This is a genomic window from Streptomyces sp. NBC_00299 (assembly GCF_036173045.1).
GTDB classification, from domain to species: Bacteria; Actinomycetota; Actinomycetes; order Streptomycetales; family Streptomycetaceae; genus Streptomyces; species Streptomyces machairae.
The window spans coordinates 9,468,749-9,481,894 of sequence record NZ_CP108039.1 but is presented as its reverse complement, the minus strand read 5'-3'; the positions used below and the strand labels follow the sequence as shown (position 1 = coordinate 9,481,894).

Genomic DNA, 13,146 nt, shown 5'->3' with positions numbered 1-13,146 from the left:
GGCGTGGTCGGCGGCGACGTGGATGCGGTCGAGCGCGGCTGAGGCGGCGGGTAGGACGATGCCTGTGTCGAGCTGGGCGGTGCGGGCGGCGTTCATGAGGTCGATGCGTGCGGTGGCGGTGTCGGGGCTCTCTAACGCAGGTCCGCGGCTGGCCCGGGCTGCGGGGCCGTGGTGGCGATCAGGTGGTCGACGACGTCGGTGAGACGGGCGCGGTGGCGATGGGCCGCGCGTTGGGCTTCGGCGCGGCTGCCTTGGGCGCGCAGCCGGGACCACAGCGTGTGGACGAGGTGGGTGTCACCGTAGTGGTGAAGTGCGGGTTGCAGGTGGGCCAGGAGCTGGTCGATTTGCGTGGTGGCTGGCGTCAGGTGGCCGGTGAGGGGGTCGAGGCCGTGGCCGGTGATGCCGTCGCGGGCTGCTCGCCAGCTGGCGGCCCTTAGGAGTTCCGGGGCGGGTTGCGGGCCTGATTGGCCCGCGTCGATGGCTGTCAGGGCGGTCGCGGTCAGCGCTCTGACGATGCCTGCGAGCAACGCGGTGTCCTCGGGAGTGGCGGCGGCGTCAGCTGCACGGAACTCGAGGGTGGGCTGATGGTGGGAGGGGCGGATGTCCCAGTACAGGCCGCCGGAGTCCACGATCGTGCCGCTGCTTAGGAGGTCCGCGATGAGGTCCTCAAAGTGTGAGGGGGATTCGAAGTACGGCGGGGGGCCGGCGACGGGCCACCGTCCCCAGGTGGTGGTGCGCCAGCTTGCATAGCCGGTGTCCCGGCCCTGCCAGTACGGCGAGTTGGCCGACAAAGCGATCAGGACGTGGATCCATGGCCGCAGGTGATTGCTGATCTTCAGGGCCGTGGCGAGGTCGGGTACCCCGATGTGGATGTGGCAGGCGCAGGCGATCTGCTCGTCGTCCAGGGCCCGGAACATGGCGGCGCTGGCGGCGTAGCGGGGGCCGTCGGTCAGGGGTGGGGGGCCGGGTGGGGAGAGGACGGGGGTACCGGTGGAGATGATGCGCAGGTTCTGACGGGCGGCGGCCTGGGCGAGCGAGCGGCGGGTGGTGCGGATCTGGGCGGCGAAGTCGGCGAGGCGGGTGTGGGGGTCGGTGCGAGTCTCGACCTGGTGGCGGGTGAGCTCGGGGCCGACGCGGTCACCGAGGTCACGGGCGGCTTCGGCCACGACCTTCTCGGCGTCGGGGCGCAGCTCGCGGGTGAGCGGGTCGACGAGGAGGAACTCTTCTTCGGCACCGACGGTGAGCGGGGGGGAAGGGGGTGAGCCGTGCGGCAGGGGGTGGGGTTCGGCCATGGCCGAGGGCTGGTGATTGTGTGACGGCCGGCGTGTGCCCTCTACTCGTCATGGTGGTCATGCTGGCACGGGCAGCGGGCCTGGGGCAGAAGGCAAAATCGGCAAGTACCTCAAGTGGACGGGAAATGTGCGTGCGTGAGGACAGGCATGTGGTGGTCGCCGGCGGCGGACCGGCGGGGGCGACGACCGCGGGGCTGCTCGCGCGGCAGGGGTTCGACGTGGTGCTGCTGGAACGCGAACGCTTCCCGCGGTATCACATCGGGGAGTCGTTGCTGCCCTCGCTGCTGCCGGTGCTGGACATCCTGGGCGTCCGTGAGACGGTCGAGCGGCACGGATTCGTCCGCAAGAGTGGGGCCTTCTACGGGTGGGGCGGCCAGGAGTGGGCGCTCGGCTTCGACGGACCCGAGAGGGAGGCTCAGTACAGCTTCCAGGTCATCCGCTCCGAATTCGACCAGCTGCTCCTCGACCACGCCCGCCGCCTCGGGGCGGACGTACGGGAGGCAACGCGCGTACGCCGCATCGCTCTGGAAGGGGGGCGGGCGGTGTCTGCAGCGTGGCTGGACGAGGACGGCCGCGGCGGGAGCATCGGCTTCACGCACCTGGTCGACGCCACGGGCCGGGCCGGAGTACTGGGCGCCCGGCAGCTGGGGATGCGGCGGGTCCACGACGTCTTCCGAAACGTCGCCGTGTGGGGCTACTGGCGAGACGCCACTGTGCTGCCGCAGGCCCCGGAAAGCTCGATCGGCGTGTTCTCGCTGCCCGACCACGGCTGGCTGTGGGCCATCCCGCTCCACGACGGGACCCTCAGCGTTGGCCTGGTCACCGACAAACGCTCCTTCCAGCAAGCCCGCGACACCCTTGGTTCCATCGACGCCGTCTACGAGGAAGCACTCGGCCGGTGCCCCCTGCTGGGGCGGATCCTCCACGGGGCGCGACAGGACTCCGTGCTGAAGACCGAGAGCGACTACTCCTACACCGCCGAAGCGTTCTGCGGGCCGGGCTGGTACCTCGCCGGCGACGCCGCTTGCTTCCTGGACCCGCTGCTGTCCACCGGCGTGCACCTGGCCATGCACAGCGGGCTGCTCTCCGCTGCCGCGATCACCGCCGTCCTGCGCGGCGAGGTCGAAGCGGAGGCCGCGCGAGCCTTCTACCAGACCGCGTACCGCAACGCCTACGAACGCCTGCTGATCCTTGTCGGCGCGTTCTACCGCATCCACGACGGCCGCGACGCCTACTTCCGGCAAGCCCAGCAACTCAGCCACCGCGATCAACGCCCCCTGCGGCTGCACGAATCGTTCCTCAACATCATCACCGGCGCCGAAGACTTCCACGACGCCCGTTCCCTCTCCCCCGAACATCTCTACGCCAAGCTCCGCGACCCCGTGGCCGGCCGGACCGGCCAGGGACTCGGCGGCCACGGAACCAGCCACATGCTCCCCTTGCCCATCACCCCTGACCACGCAGCCGCAGGCCACTACCTCACCCTCAGCCCCTACCCCACCCTCCGCCCTGCCTGACACACAGCCGGCCTCCGAACCCGGCCTGTGCGCGGACGCCTTTCCGGAACACCGCAGCTGCCTCTGCTCGTAGCGCGACGCAGCGAGCCCGCCGCGATGCGCGGGGCGGCCGTCGTACGACACGGTGCAGGGATACGCCGCTGGGTCTCTTCCCCTGCTCCTCGCCGCCCCCTCACGGTCCCCAGATGCGTGAGTGTCCACCCCGCCCCGTCTGGCCCTGCACCTTCTCCACCGAGGCTGCTCCGCTGCCTCTTCGATTCGATCGTCGGTGCCTAGTACTCCAGCCGTAGATCGTGATCTCGATGGTGAGGGGCGTCGGCAGGTGTCCAGCGTGAATCTTCTCGCCCGAGATCGACCGTGCCGTCGAGGGCGTCGGCTCCTTCTCCGTCTACCCGAGTTCACCGCGACGGAGGGCGTCCCTTATCTCGCTGAGCTTCGCGGTCGTTGCCGGGGTCTGCTCCTGTGCTTGTTCAGCGAGTCGGAGGGCATCGTCGATCTCGCTGAGTTTCGCCGAGGACAGGACGGCCGCCCGCTCTATCAGGTCGTCCCGGGACACGGTGGTCAACCACGTGCACGGGGTGAAGCCAGGACGCCGGAACGCGAGCCGCAGCACGCCTTCGAACGGCAGCCCTTCACCCGCGCCGACCATCACTTCGATGCCCAGACCGCTGATGTCGACGCCCGCCGGAGCAACGACCTGCATGACCTGGAACCCGGACGCGTCGTCTCCTGACAGCAGTACGACCAACCTCCGCTCGTCGAACTGGACCCACCAGACTTCGCCACGTTGCACAAGCCCTCCGATACACAGGACGGCAGGCAGACGCTGCGCGACCTGACGCGGTGTGGAGACGGGTGCGGCCACCGTTGATCATCGGTGCGTGAAGACAAACGATCATGCGGTGGCCGCAGGTCACAGCGTAGACCCTGCGCGTTGGCAGGAGCCGTTCGAGGTCCTGATGAGCCGGATAGCGGGACGCTTCACACGGGTCGAATCCCGGCGCCGGCCCCGGAAGTTGGTACTCGGCCTGTTGTCGGACCTGCCGCGCAAGAACTGCTGGACCATCGCAGAGTGGGCCGGGGACAGGACCCCGGACGGCATGCAGCACCTGCTCGGGGCGGGCCAAGTGGGACGCCGACCAGGTCCGCACGAGGTGGGTGACTACGTGGTGGAGCATTTGCAGGACGACGAGGCGGTGCTGGTGGTCGACGAGAGCGGTGACGTGAAGAAAGGGCACCTACACCGTCGGTGCCCAGCGGCAGTACACGGCACCGGGGGCAGGATCGAGAACGCCCAGGTCGCCGTCTACCTCGTCTACGCCGGCCGCCGCGGGCACGCCGCGGTAGACCGGGAACTCTACGTTCCGCGTTCCTGGACCTCCGATCCCGACCGCTGCCGGGCCGCCGGCCTAGGTGACAAGACGGAGTTCGCGACCAAGCCGGAGCTGGCCGCCACATGGTCACCCGATTCCTCGACGCCGGCCATCGGGCCGCCTGGGTAGCGGGAGACGAGGTCTACGGCGGCAACCCGAGGCTGCGCACCGCGCTGGAGGAACGCGGCACCGGCCACGTCCTCGCGGTGGCCTGCTCGCACGAAGTCACCACAGGCGCCGGGAAGTTCCGCGCCGACATGCTGGCCAGGAAGGTGCCCAAGAGGGCCTGGCAGAAGCTGTCCGCAGGGGCCGGAGCCAAGGGCCACCGCTTCTACGACTGGGCCGTCATCGACCTCACCGACCCCCGGCCCGGGAGCCGGCAGCTACTGATCCGCCGCAACCGCAGCACCCACGAACTTGCCTACTGCCGCTGCTACTCGCCTGCCGCAGTGCCGCTGACCACCCTGGTGCGCGTCGCTGGATCAAGGTGGCGGGTCGAGGAGTTCTTCCAGTCCGGCAAGGGCCTGGCGGCCCTGGACGAGCACCAGGTCCGCCGCTACCCGTCCTGGTCCCGCTGGGTCACCCTGGCCATGCTCGCGCATGCCTTCCTCGCTGGCCTCCGCGCGAACGAACACGTGGGTCATCCCTCGCCCGACGAGCTGATACGGCTCACTTGTGACGAGATCCAACGACTGTTCATCACGCTCGTCAACCGGACCGTCTTTGACCCTGTCCACCGACTTCGCTGGTCCGTCTGGCGACGCCGCCACCAGGCCCGATCCCAGACCAGCCACTACCGGCGACAAGCCGCCCAAGCATGAAGCTCACGATCTACGGCTGGAGCACTAGGAGCTGCCGTCACCAGAGTCAGCATCTACCGCAGTCGTGCCGACAGGCAGCGCGTGACTCAACCTTCGCTGGCCCGCCGTGGGATGCTGTAATCCGTGGCAACACCCAGCGCGGTTGCACGGCGATGCATGCGTCAAGGTTGGCTTTTGCGCGTGGTCTTGAGAAACAAGTAGCCGGCGCTCCAAGTGATGACAGCGATCGCAAGGAGAGCCCATCCTCCGGTGTTCCCCATGGCAATGAGCACCACGGAGAGGATTATTCCGAGAAGCGTGAAGAAGGAGCCAATAGCAAAACAGCGCTTCGCTCCGGCTTCCTGTTCGAGAGTCCATCCCAGACGACGGGACCGATGCCGCACCAGCATTGACCGGTCAGTCCCTTGGAGGCGCTCCCCGACACCACGCCCGCCTCGGCGCTGCCACCAGGGCAAGGCCGATCCGGTTCGTGGACGACGGTGGGCGGATCACCGCCGCACGGTCGAGGCCATCGCGTGGAAGTACCGCACCTGCTCGCCCTGGCGTGACCTGCCCGCAGAGCTCGGCTCCTTCAAGTCGGCGCACAAGCGACTGCTGCGGTGGGCGGTCGACGGGACGTGGGAGAGGATCTTCGCAGCCATCCTGGCCGCAGCGGACGCAGGCGACGACATCGGCTGGACGGCCTCCGTGGATTCCACTGTCTGCCGGGCCCATCAGCATGCCGCCTGCCGGGCCCATCAGCATGCCGCCGGGCCCGCAAAGGGTGATCCCGGTCAGAGGAGAACCCGTCGATCACGCCCTCGGACGATCCCGCCGCGGCCTGAGCACCAAGGTCCACCTGGCCAGTGACCTCCACGCCCGGCCTCTTGCCATCACGGTCACCGCCGGACAGGCAGACGACGCACCCGCGTTCACCGCTGTGATGGCCGCGCTCCGTGTGCCTCGCAGCGGGCGCGGACGTCCTCGCACCAGACCGGACATAGTGATCGCGGAGTCCGGTCCCACCTGCGCGAACGGCGATGCGTCCCGACAAACTCGCCATCGCCTACCAGACCGCACTCCACCTCGCCGCCATCCTCATCTGGGCCCGCAGATGACCAAAGAGACAGAACCTAGCCAATGGGGAACGTGCCTATGACACTGGAAGCTTCACAAGGCAGACGCGGCTGCCAGTTCAGAGAAGGTCATCGTGCCGGTCAACGTGGCCAGCGCCACCCAGAGTCACAGCATCAGCTTCCCCCAGTACCACCTCGAGGACATGGGCAGAGTCCGCTACCGGAAGATCTGCGAGCTGGAAGACCGCCAGGTCGACGAGAGTGAGATCGGCAACGGTTACGAGCTCGCAAGGATCATGTCATCCCGATCAGCGACGCCGCCCTTGCGAACCTGCCGCTGCCCACCACGAAGGCCGTGGAGATCGAAGCGTTCGTGCCGCTGGAGTCCATCGACCCGATCCGCATCGGCGCCGGCTACTACCTCACCCCCCACGGCCAAGTCGCGGCGAAGCCGTACAAGCTGCTGCGCGAAGCCCTCGGCAGATCCTCCCGGGTCGCCATCGCCAAATGGGCGTGGCACGGACGCGAACGCCTCGGCATCCTCCGTGTGCGAGAGGAAGCGCTCGTGCTGCACGTCATGTACTGGCCCAACGAGATCCGCGACCCCACCGAGCTGCTGCCCCCGCCCGTGGAACTGACCGAGAGCGAGATCGACGGCGCGCTCGCCCTCATCGACAGCATGACCCGCGAGGACCTGGAAGGCCCGCAGTTCCACGACGCATACACCGACGTCCTGGCGCAGATCATCGAAGCCAAGCGCGAGGACATGCCCCTTCCCGAGGCACCCGAGCCCGAGGCGGCGGGGGGCAAGGTGCTCGACCTGATGGCCGCCCTCAACGAGTCCGTCGAGAAGGCCAAGGCATCCCGCGGCGAGGGACCGGCCGACGTACACGAGATGCCGAAGAAGCAGGCGGCCAAGAAGACAGAAGCGAAGAAGCATCCCGCCAAGAAGACGGCAGCGAAGAGGACTGCAAAGAAGGCCTCGGGACGCAAGCCGCGCAGCGCTTAGCGGTGCCGCGGGGAACCACCCTGACGCTCGCGCGGCCCACAAGTCACAGCACACTGACCAGCCGTGGTCGGGGTCATGGTTGACGGGGTCGCCTGGCGTGGTGGGGCCTGTGGTCAGGGCGTGTCACCGGAGTAGTAGAAGCGGCAGCTCCCGCCCGGGCCTGCAGGGCGGGGTTCGCCGGGGCGCGGGTCGTACAGGGCGCGGCCGCCTGGCCACCGACCGAGTTCGGTGGCCAGGGCGGGAGCAGATCCGCTGTGACCAGATGATGCCCAACGTGGCCTCCGTCGGCTGCGTGTTCCCGAAGCACACGCCGATGTTCGACCTCAAGCACAAGTCCGCCGCGCTGTACTACATGGAGATGCGCGACAAGCTCAACTGGCACCCCGGAAGCAAGGCACACAACAGCCCGCTGCACCGCGAGTTCGACCCGGTCAAGCGTGACGCGAACCGTGCCGTCGTCTGCCCGGACAGCGGTCAGTACGCGCTGGTTCTGCACCCGCTGGCGACCGGCGACACCAAGAACATCCAGTGCGACGAGTACGCGTTCGCTGCCTCCAAGGAAAGCGGAGGATCGCAGCCGGACGTCACCAACGGATCGCAGTGCTTGCAGGCGTACGCCCGTAAGGACGCTGACGGAAAGTGGCGTCTCTACGACGACTTGCGGCCGCCGAACACCGCACCCACCTACACGGAGAAGTGCGCCCGCGCCACCATGGCCGGTGCCCAGAACGAGCGGGCCGGATCCCGCCTGTCGGGCTTCTACACCAAGAACCGGATGCTGGACAATGATGCGTACTTCATCGACGTCCCCGGTCTGGTCAGGCCCTAGGTGTATTGATCACGAGCGTTGTTGACGCGGCCGGTCTTGATCGTGGCGAAGGCCCCCGTGTGTGGTGGAGGTGTCGAAATCTTCACCGCACGGAGGCCTTCGTGTCCCACCGTAATGCCCGGCTGACCGTTCATGGCAGGCGACTGCTCGTCGAACGCGTCCGTTCCGGCCGTCCCGTCGCGCACGTCGCCGCGGAGATGGGCATCTCCCGTCCCACAGCCCACAAGTGGATCCGGCGCTGGCGGTCCGAGGGCGAGAGCGGACTCACCGACCGTTCCAGCCGTCCCCGCAGGACACCGCACCGGACCGCAGTCGCCATCGAGGCGCATGTCTGCAGGCTGCGACAGGACCGCAAGCTGGGCCCGGCACGTATCGGACCGATCCTGGGCCTGCCCGCCTCCACCGTGCACCGCATCCTCACCCGGCACGGCCTGAACCGCCTGGCCTTCCTGGACCGACCCACCGGCCGGCCCATCCGCCGCTATGAACGCGACCGGCCCGGCGAACTGGTCCACGTCGACGTCAAGAAGCTCGGCCGCATCCCCGACGGCGGCGGCCACAAAGTCCTGGGCCGACAGGCCGGCCGAGCCCGGCGCAGCAGCGTGGGCTTCGACTACGTCCACTCCGCCGTCGACGACCACAGTCGCCTCGCCTACAGCGAGATCCACCCGGACGAGAAGGCCGCCACCTGCGCCGCCTTCCTCCGCCGGGCCGCTGCCTTCTTCGCCACTTGCGGCATCGACCGCATCGAGCGGGTCCTGACCGACAACGCCTGGCCCTACCGCAAGAGCTTCGCCTGGCGCCAGGCCCTGGCCGACCTCGGCGCGACCGGCAAGCTCACCCGCATCTACCGGCCGCAGACCAACGGCAAAGTCGAACGCTTCAATCGCACCCTGCTCGACGAATGGGCCTACCTGCGGCCCTACACCACCAACCAAGAGCGGACCGAAGCCCTCACAGACTTTCTTCACACCTATAACCACCACCGCTGCCACACCGCACTCGGCGGACAGCCACCCATCAGCCGTGTGAACAACGCTTCAGGTCAATACACCTAGCAGCCAGATGTGAGGAGCCCCCTCCCGCCGGTCGGCGGGAGGGGGCTCCTCGCGTCCTAGTCCTAGTCCTGGATCCGCTCCAGCTTCCAGCTGAGGTAGCGGGGTGGGCCTTCGTCCAGGCGGGGAGCGTACGTGTACTGACGCGAGTACGGCATCGGGGATCCGGACTCCAGGGACTCGGCCATCAGCCGGAGCATCTCCCCGAGGTTCTGCCAGCGGACCGCGGTGACCTCGTTGCCCTCGTAGTCGACCTCGATGATGTTGCCCCAAGTGGCGCCGGGCCGGTGGTCGATAAGGAGGCTCTCTCCCGTGTTCGTACCGGCGATGGGCAGCCACAGCGGATCCGCCCACGGGTCCAGGATCCAGTTCTCGGGATCCTCGTCGCGCTGATCGTTGAACTCGTCGAGCATCTCGGCCATGTACTCCGGCCCGCCCTTGAGCGCGTCGATGCCGTAGGGGACGTAGCCGCCCGGCCAGATCGGGGCGTCGTACATGGGGGCGCCGTCGTGGATGTGGAGCCACTGCACGAGGTGCGGATGGAGCGGGTAGGGGATGGCGTCCTGGAGTGACTGGGTGGCCTGCTCGCTGGCGGGCGGGTTGAGTGCCTCGAGGGCGCTCACGCACCGGTGCTCTCGGAGCCAGGTCTCGACGCGCGCCCATGCGTGCGTGAGGTCGTTCATCGGCAGTGCCTCCTTGGTGGGTGTCGCGCCAGGCCCAATGTTCCGCACAGAGTGCCGGCTCACGAATGCGACCACGACCCCTGCGCAGAACCGTGCAGGGGGCCGCGGTCGTGTTTGGGGTTCGGGTCAGTCGTCGCTGCCCGCGTCGGTGGCAGCGGGGTGGCCCTGGTCCAGGCTCTCGCGCGCCCGGATGGGTGTAGCGCCGCTGCGGGCCGCTTTCATCTGTTCTGGATGAAGCAGCAGGCCCAGGGTGGCGTTGCCGATGAGATGCACTGCATTGTCGTAGCCGGCGAAGTGTGTGAGAAAGGCCAGCGAGAGGAGTTCCTGCTCGGTCAGGGCCCCCTGCTCGTCGCGGGCTTCGATCAGACCCGACAGGACGTCGTCCGTGGGGTGCTGGCGCTTGTCCTGGATGCAGGCGGTGAGGAACTGGTACATCTGCCGTATCGCCGCCCGGGAGTCTGTAGCTGCTCCTCGTGCGGGGGACAGCAAGGTGTCTGTCCAGGCACGAAAGTCGCCGCGGGTTTCTCCTGAGACGCCGAGAAGTTCGCAGATGACCTCCATGGGCAGTGGATTGGCCAGTGTCCGCATCAGGTCTACGTCCGGGCCGGTCACGTTGTCGAGCAGGTCATCCGTCATGGTCTGGACGCGGTCGCGGAGGTCGTCGACCCGCCGTGGGGTGAAGGCCTGTGAGACCAGGAGGCGCAGACGGGTGTGGTCGGGCGGATCCATGTTGAGCAGATGTGCGCCCAGTTCCGGTGGCATGGAGGACTTGTACTGCCCGCTGGTTTTGGCATTGGCCTTGTTCAGGGAGAGCCGGGGGGTCTGCCAGAGCCGCGCGTGCTTCGGCGTGCCCGGTGATGACCCACACGGGTTCCCCGTCGGGAGTCGTCGTGCGGTGGACCGAGGCCGTCTCGCGGAGCCGGGCGTACGTGCCGTGCGGGTCGGCGAGGAGGGCCTCTCCGAACAAGGAGTCGCGGCCGTCGGGTGGAATGGGTTTGCTCATGCGTTGGCCGGTGCCAGCTGCAGCCGTGTGAGGGTGTGGGAGACGAGCACGGATTCGCTGAAGGCTCCGGCGACGCCAGGCATGCGAGCGCCTTCCCGCTCGAGGTCACCCTTGGCGACGTCGTCGAAATCTGTGTCGTGCCTGGCGGGCGCGTGATCACCGGCTGACCCGGCCTGCGGCGCTGCCCCGACTTGTGCGGCTACTGCGGCGGCAGCAGCCTTGTCCCCGGTGATCTTCTGGCTTGCAGCTATTGCCAGTGCCATTCGGCTGGCCTCTGGGCTGTAGTGAGGTCGGAGTCTCATCTCGCAGTCGAAGATCTCGATGACTTGGCGGCCCATGTAGAACATGTAGAAGCGGAGATCGCGTGCCACCTTCCTGCGGGAGGGAGGTTCTAGGACGACTGCGGGGAGGGCCTTGGTCATCGCGCGCCAAAGTGGGTGGCGGCGCTGGAAGGTGCGGTCGTCGGATACCCAGGCAGAGGCCGTGCTCAGGCCGGCGACCCAACCGGGCATCGTGAACCCGACGGAGATGAGGGCGGCCGCAACACTTGCGAACAGGGGGGCGACAACGGAGTGGACGAAGTCGAGTGGTGATGTTCCACCCACATGGCGCATGGGCCTCGATCGGCGGGCAGCGGCGAACGTGCCAGGACAAATCACGTCAAGCCGTAGCTCACGTGGGCCGGTATCGCAGGGCTACCGCCCCCGACCGGAACTCGCGGCGGTCCACGAGCTCGAGCTGGATGCGCTCGCGCAGACCGGCGAGCAACGTCGGCCCGTGTCCAGCAAGGACCGGCTGAACAAGGAACTCGTACTCGTCGATCAGTCCCAGATCTGCCAACGTCAGGGGGAGCGTCACGCCACCCACCCACAGGCCCTCGCCTGACTCCTGCTTGAGCCGCTGAACCGCTTGCCCCAAGTCGCCTCGCACCAGGTCGGCGTTCCAATCGACCCCGCTCAGCGTGCTCGACACGACGTACTTCTTCGCCCGGTCGATGGTCTCGGCGAACGGGATCCGCCACTCATCCATCCAGTCAGGCCATGTGCCCGTGGCCGGCTTCCGCCACGCCGACTCCATCATCTCGTAGGTCACGCGGCCGAATAGCAGGGCATCTGCTCGCTCCATCTCAGCGGTCCAGTAGCGCATCGACTCATCGTCCGGGGGGAGCCCTGCCTCGTGATGGCAGCAGCCGTCGAGCGTGACGTTGATCGAGTATCGAAGTGGTCTCATCTCGTTGCTCTCCCTTGATGCGCGCCCCGAGTTCACCGGACCGCACTCAGACGACTGCCGGCGCCAATTTCTCATCGGCGCCCCGATCACACCTACTTTGACGCCGTCATGATGCGAACTTTTACGTCGTCGTGATGCGAACCAGACCGCAGACCGAGCGCGCGACCGATTCCACGCTCGGGGCGTTCAGGTTCGCAAAGGGACGGCGCCCGTAGCGCTCGACTTCGTTGCACGGTGCCGCGTCACCTACCGTCGGCTCAGGGTCAACGACGAACGTCACAAACGTGCCTGACGCGGCACTAGTCAGTTCGATGGTTGATCCAGTTGTTCCTTCCGTCGGCTCGCCGCGTTGCGGACGCGGCGGGTTCGTCCCTGTTCGGCGAGCAGGCTGACGGCTCGGATGAGGTAATGATCCGCGCGGTCGCGGCTGGGCGTCGGAACCAGTCGGACGCGGCGGTAAGCGCCCCGGCAGCCCATGGCTCGTCCAGGGCGATGGGCCTCAGGAGCGTCCACTCGCGCAGGCGGCGGGCGAGGTCGTCCCGGTCCCCGATGACCCCGGCCATGATGTGAGCCCAGACGGTGAACCCGGTGTCGATCAGCAGCTGGGCTGCCCGGCGGTCCAGGTGGTGAACCACCGCGCCCCTCGCCATCGCCTCATCCTGATCGCGCAGCACTGCGTGCCACCACCTCGGCGCCCGACGCCGACCGCACCCCGGACGCCGATCGCACCTGGTGGGACCTCAACGCCGTCAGCCTCCTGACCCTGTTCGGCCCCGACGCCGACCGCCAGCTCGCCGCCTTCATCACCAGCCAGTACGCCTACAAAGCCGGCGCCCTCGTCTTCGCGTGCCTGCTCCACCTCGGGGGTGACAGCAACGGCACCCGCTTCTGGTGGCGGTTTGCCGCCGGCGCCGACCATCACGTCGCCGAGTACTGCCTCGTCCTCGATCACGCCCACTGCGGCGAGTACGACGACGCGGGGCACTGGCGCACCCAACTCCTGCACCACCAGTTCGAACCCGACCTCCTGTGCGGCGACCGGGCCACAGCGCCCCTGCCCATCCCCGAACTCATTGGGGGCGTCTACCCCCACATCACTCGCCCCCACTACCCCGAACTCTGCATCGTCCCGCTTCCCAGCCGTCCCTCGTCGAGTAACTGCGCCTCCTCACCTCCCTGCTCTGAGTCGATGAGTTCCTCGGGTGGTAGAGGCTTCACCATGGCGATGACCTTCGGCACGCCTGGAGGAGGCTGTGCTTTCATGCGTCCGGTGATACAC

At 67.9% G+C, this 13,146-nt stretch carries 11 protein-coding genes and 3 pseudogenes; 7 read left to right on the top strand and 7 right to left on the bottom strand.

What is annotated here, in order from left to right; genetic code table 11:
- Positions 1-131: 131 nt before the first annotated feature.
- Complete coding sequence (locus OHT51_RS42175; RefSeq protein WP_328884179.1) at positions 132-1,292, bottom strand: carboxylate-amine ligase; 1,161 nt, start codon at positions 1,290-1,292, stop codon at positions 132-134.
- A gap of 131 nt (positions 1,293-1,423) precedes the next feature.
- On the opposite strand from OHT51_RS42175, the gene OHT51_RS42170 reads away from it, so the two are divergent.
- The gene (locus OHT51_RS42170) at positions 1,424-2,809 is read left to right on the top strand and encodes an NAD(P)/FAD-dependent oxidoreductase (protein ID WP_328884178.1); all 1,386 of its coding nucleotides are present in this window, start codon (positions 1,424-1,426) and stop codon (positions 2,807-2,809) included.
- Between the two features lie 388 nt (positions 2,810-3,197).
- On the opposite strand, the gene OHT51_RS42165 is transcribed toward OHT51_RS42170, so the two are convergent.
- The gene (locus OHT51_RS42165) at positions 3,198-3,602 is read right to left on the bottom strand and encodes a type II toxin-antitoxin system PemK/MazF family toxin (protein ID WP_328884619.1); all 405 of its coding nucleotides are present in this window, start codon (positions 3,600-3,602) and stop codon (positions 3,198-3,200) included.
- A gap of 166 nt (positions 3,603-3,768) precedes the next feature.
- Here OHT51_RS42165 and OHT51_RS42160 point away from each other — a divergent pair.
- The 6 genes and pseudogenes from OHT51_RS42160 (at position 3,769) to OHT51_RS42135 (ending at position 8,954) form a co-directional block, all read left to right on the top strand.
- Positions 3,769-5,003 (top strand): annotated as a pseudogene (locus tag OHT51_RS42160) (IS701 family transposase).
- 456 nt (positions 5,004-5,459) lie between these two features.
- Positions 5,460-6,100 (top strand): annotated as a pseudogene (locus tag OHT51_RS42155) (IS5 family transposase); the annotation flags it as partial.
- A gap of 92 nt (positions 6,101-6,192) precedes the next feature.
- Positions 6,193-6,291 (top strand): annotated as a pseudogene (locus tag OHT51_RS42150) (Ku protein); the annotation flags it as partial.
- 68 nt (positions 6,292-6,359) lie between these two features.
- Positions 6,360-7,067, top strand: coding sequence for a non-homologous end joining protein Ku (gene ku, locus OHT51_RS42145; RefSeq protein ID WP_328884618.1), 708 nt, complete (start codon positions 6,360-6,362; stop codon positions 7,065-7,067).
- Between the two features lie 262 nt (positions 7,068-7,329).
- Entirely contained in the window at positions 7,330-7,896 is a 567-nt protein-coding gene (locus tag OHT51_RS42140) for a hypothetical protein (RefSeq protein WP_328884177.1), read from the top strand.
- 101 nt (positions 7,897-7,997) lie between these two features.
- Positions 7,998-8,954 carry an IS481 family transposase gene (locus tag OHT51_RS42135; protein WP_328876883.1) on the top strand — a complete coding sequence of 319 codons (957 nt, stop codon included), beginning with the start codon at positions 7,998-8,000 and terminating at the stop codon, positions 8,952-8,954.
- Between the two features lie 62 nt (positions 8,955-9,016).
- Here the strand turns inward: OHT51_RS42135 and OHT51_RS42130 are convergent, their stop codons facing one another.
- The 5 genes from OHT51_RS42130 to OHT51_RS42110 all read right to left on the bottom strand — a co-directional run bounded on the left by OHT51_RS42130 (position 9,017) and on the right by OHT51_RS42110 (position 12,541).
- Positions 9,017-9,634: an SMI1/KNR4 family protein gene (locus OHT51_RS42130; RefSeq protein WP_328884176.1), complete on the bottom strand. Its 618-nt coding sequence runs from the start codon at positions 9,632-9,634 to the stop codon at positions 9,017-9,019.
- Between the two features lie 126 nt (positions 9,635-9,760).
- A complete protein-coding gene (locus tag OHT51_RS42125) occupies positions 9,761-10,396 on the bottom strand; it encodes a hypothetical protein (RefSeq protein WP_328884175.1) in 636 nt (211 codons plus the stop codon).
- 237 nt (positions 10,397-10,633) lie between these two features.
- Entirely contained in the window at positions 10,634-11,149 is a 516-nt protein-coding gene (locus tag OHT51_RS42120; RefSeq protein WP_328884617.1) for a DUF6545 domain-containing protein, read from the bottom strand.
- Positions 11,150-11,309: 160 nt separating this feature from the next.
- Entirely contained in the window at positions 11,310-11,867 is a 558-nt protein-coding gene (locus OHT51_RS42115) for a dihydrofolate reductase family protein (RefSeq protein WP_328884174.1), read from the bottom strand.
- Positions 11,868-12,166: 299 nt separating this feature from the next.
- Positions 12,167-12,541: a hypothetical protein gene (locus OHT51_RS42110; RefSeq protein ID WP_328884173.1), complete on the bottom strand. Its 375-nt coding sequence runs from the start codon at positions 12,539-12,541 to the stop codon at positions 12,167-12,169.
- Positions 12,542-13,146: the final 605 nt, after the last annotated feature.

Excerpts from the sequence above, each read along its gene's own strand:
- OHT51_RS42140 (WP_328884177.1), top strand. The coding sequence starts at position 7,330 with ATGATGCCCAACGTGGCCTCCGTCGGCTGCGTGTTCCCGAAGCACACG.
- OHT51_RS42115 (WP_328884174.1), bottom strand. The coding sequence starts at position 11,867 with ATGAGACCACTTCGATACTCGATCAACGTCACGCTCGACGGCTGCTGC.
- OHT51_RS42175 (WP_328884179.1), bottom strand. The coding sequence starts at position 1,292 with ATGGCCGAACCCCACCCCCTGCCGCACGGCTCACCCCCTTCCCCCCCG.
- OHT51_RS42130 (WP_328884176.1), bottom strand. The coding sequence starts at position 9,634 with ATGAACGACCTCACGCACGCATGGGCGCGCGTCGAGACCTGGCTCCGA.
- OHT51_RS42125 (WP_328884175.1), bottom strand. The coding sequence starts at position 10,396 with ATGCCACCGGAACTGGGCGCACATCTGCTCAACATGGATCCGCCCGAC.
- OHT51_RS42120 (WP_328884617.1), bottom strand. The coding sequence starts at position 11,149 with ATGCCCGGTTGGGTCGCCGGCCTGAGCACGGCCTCTGCCTGGGTATCC.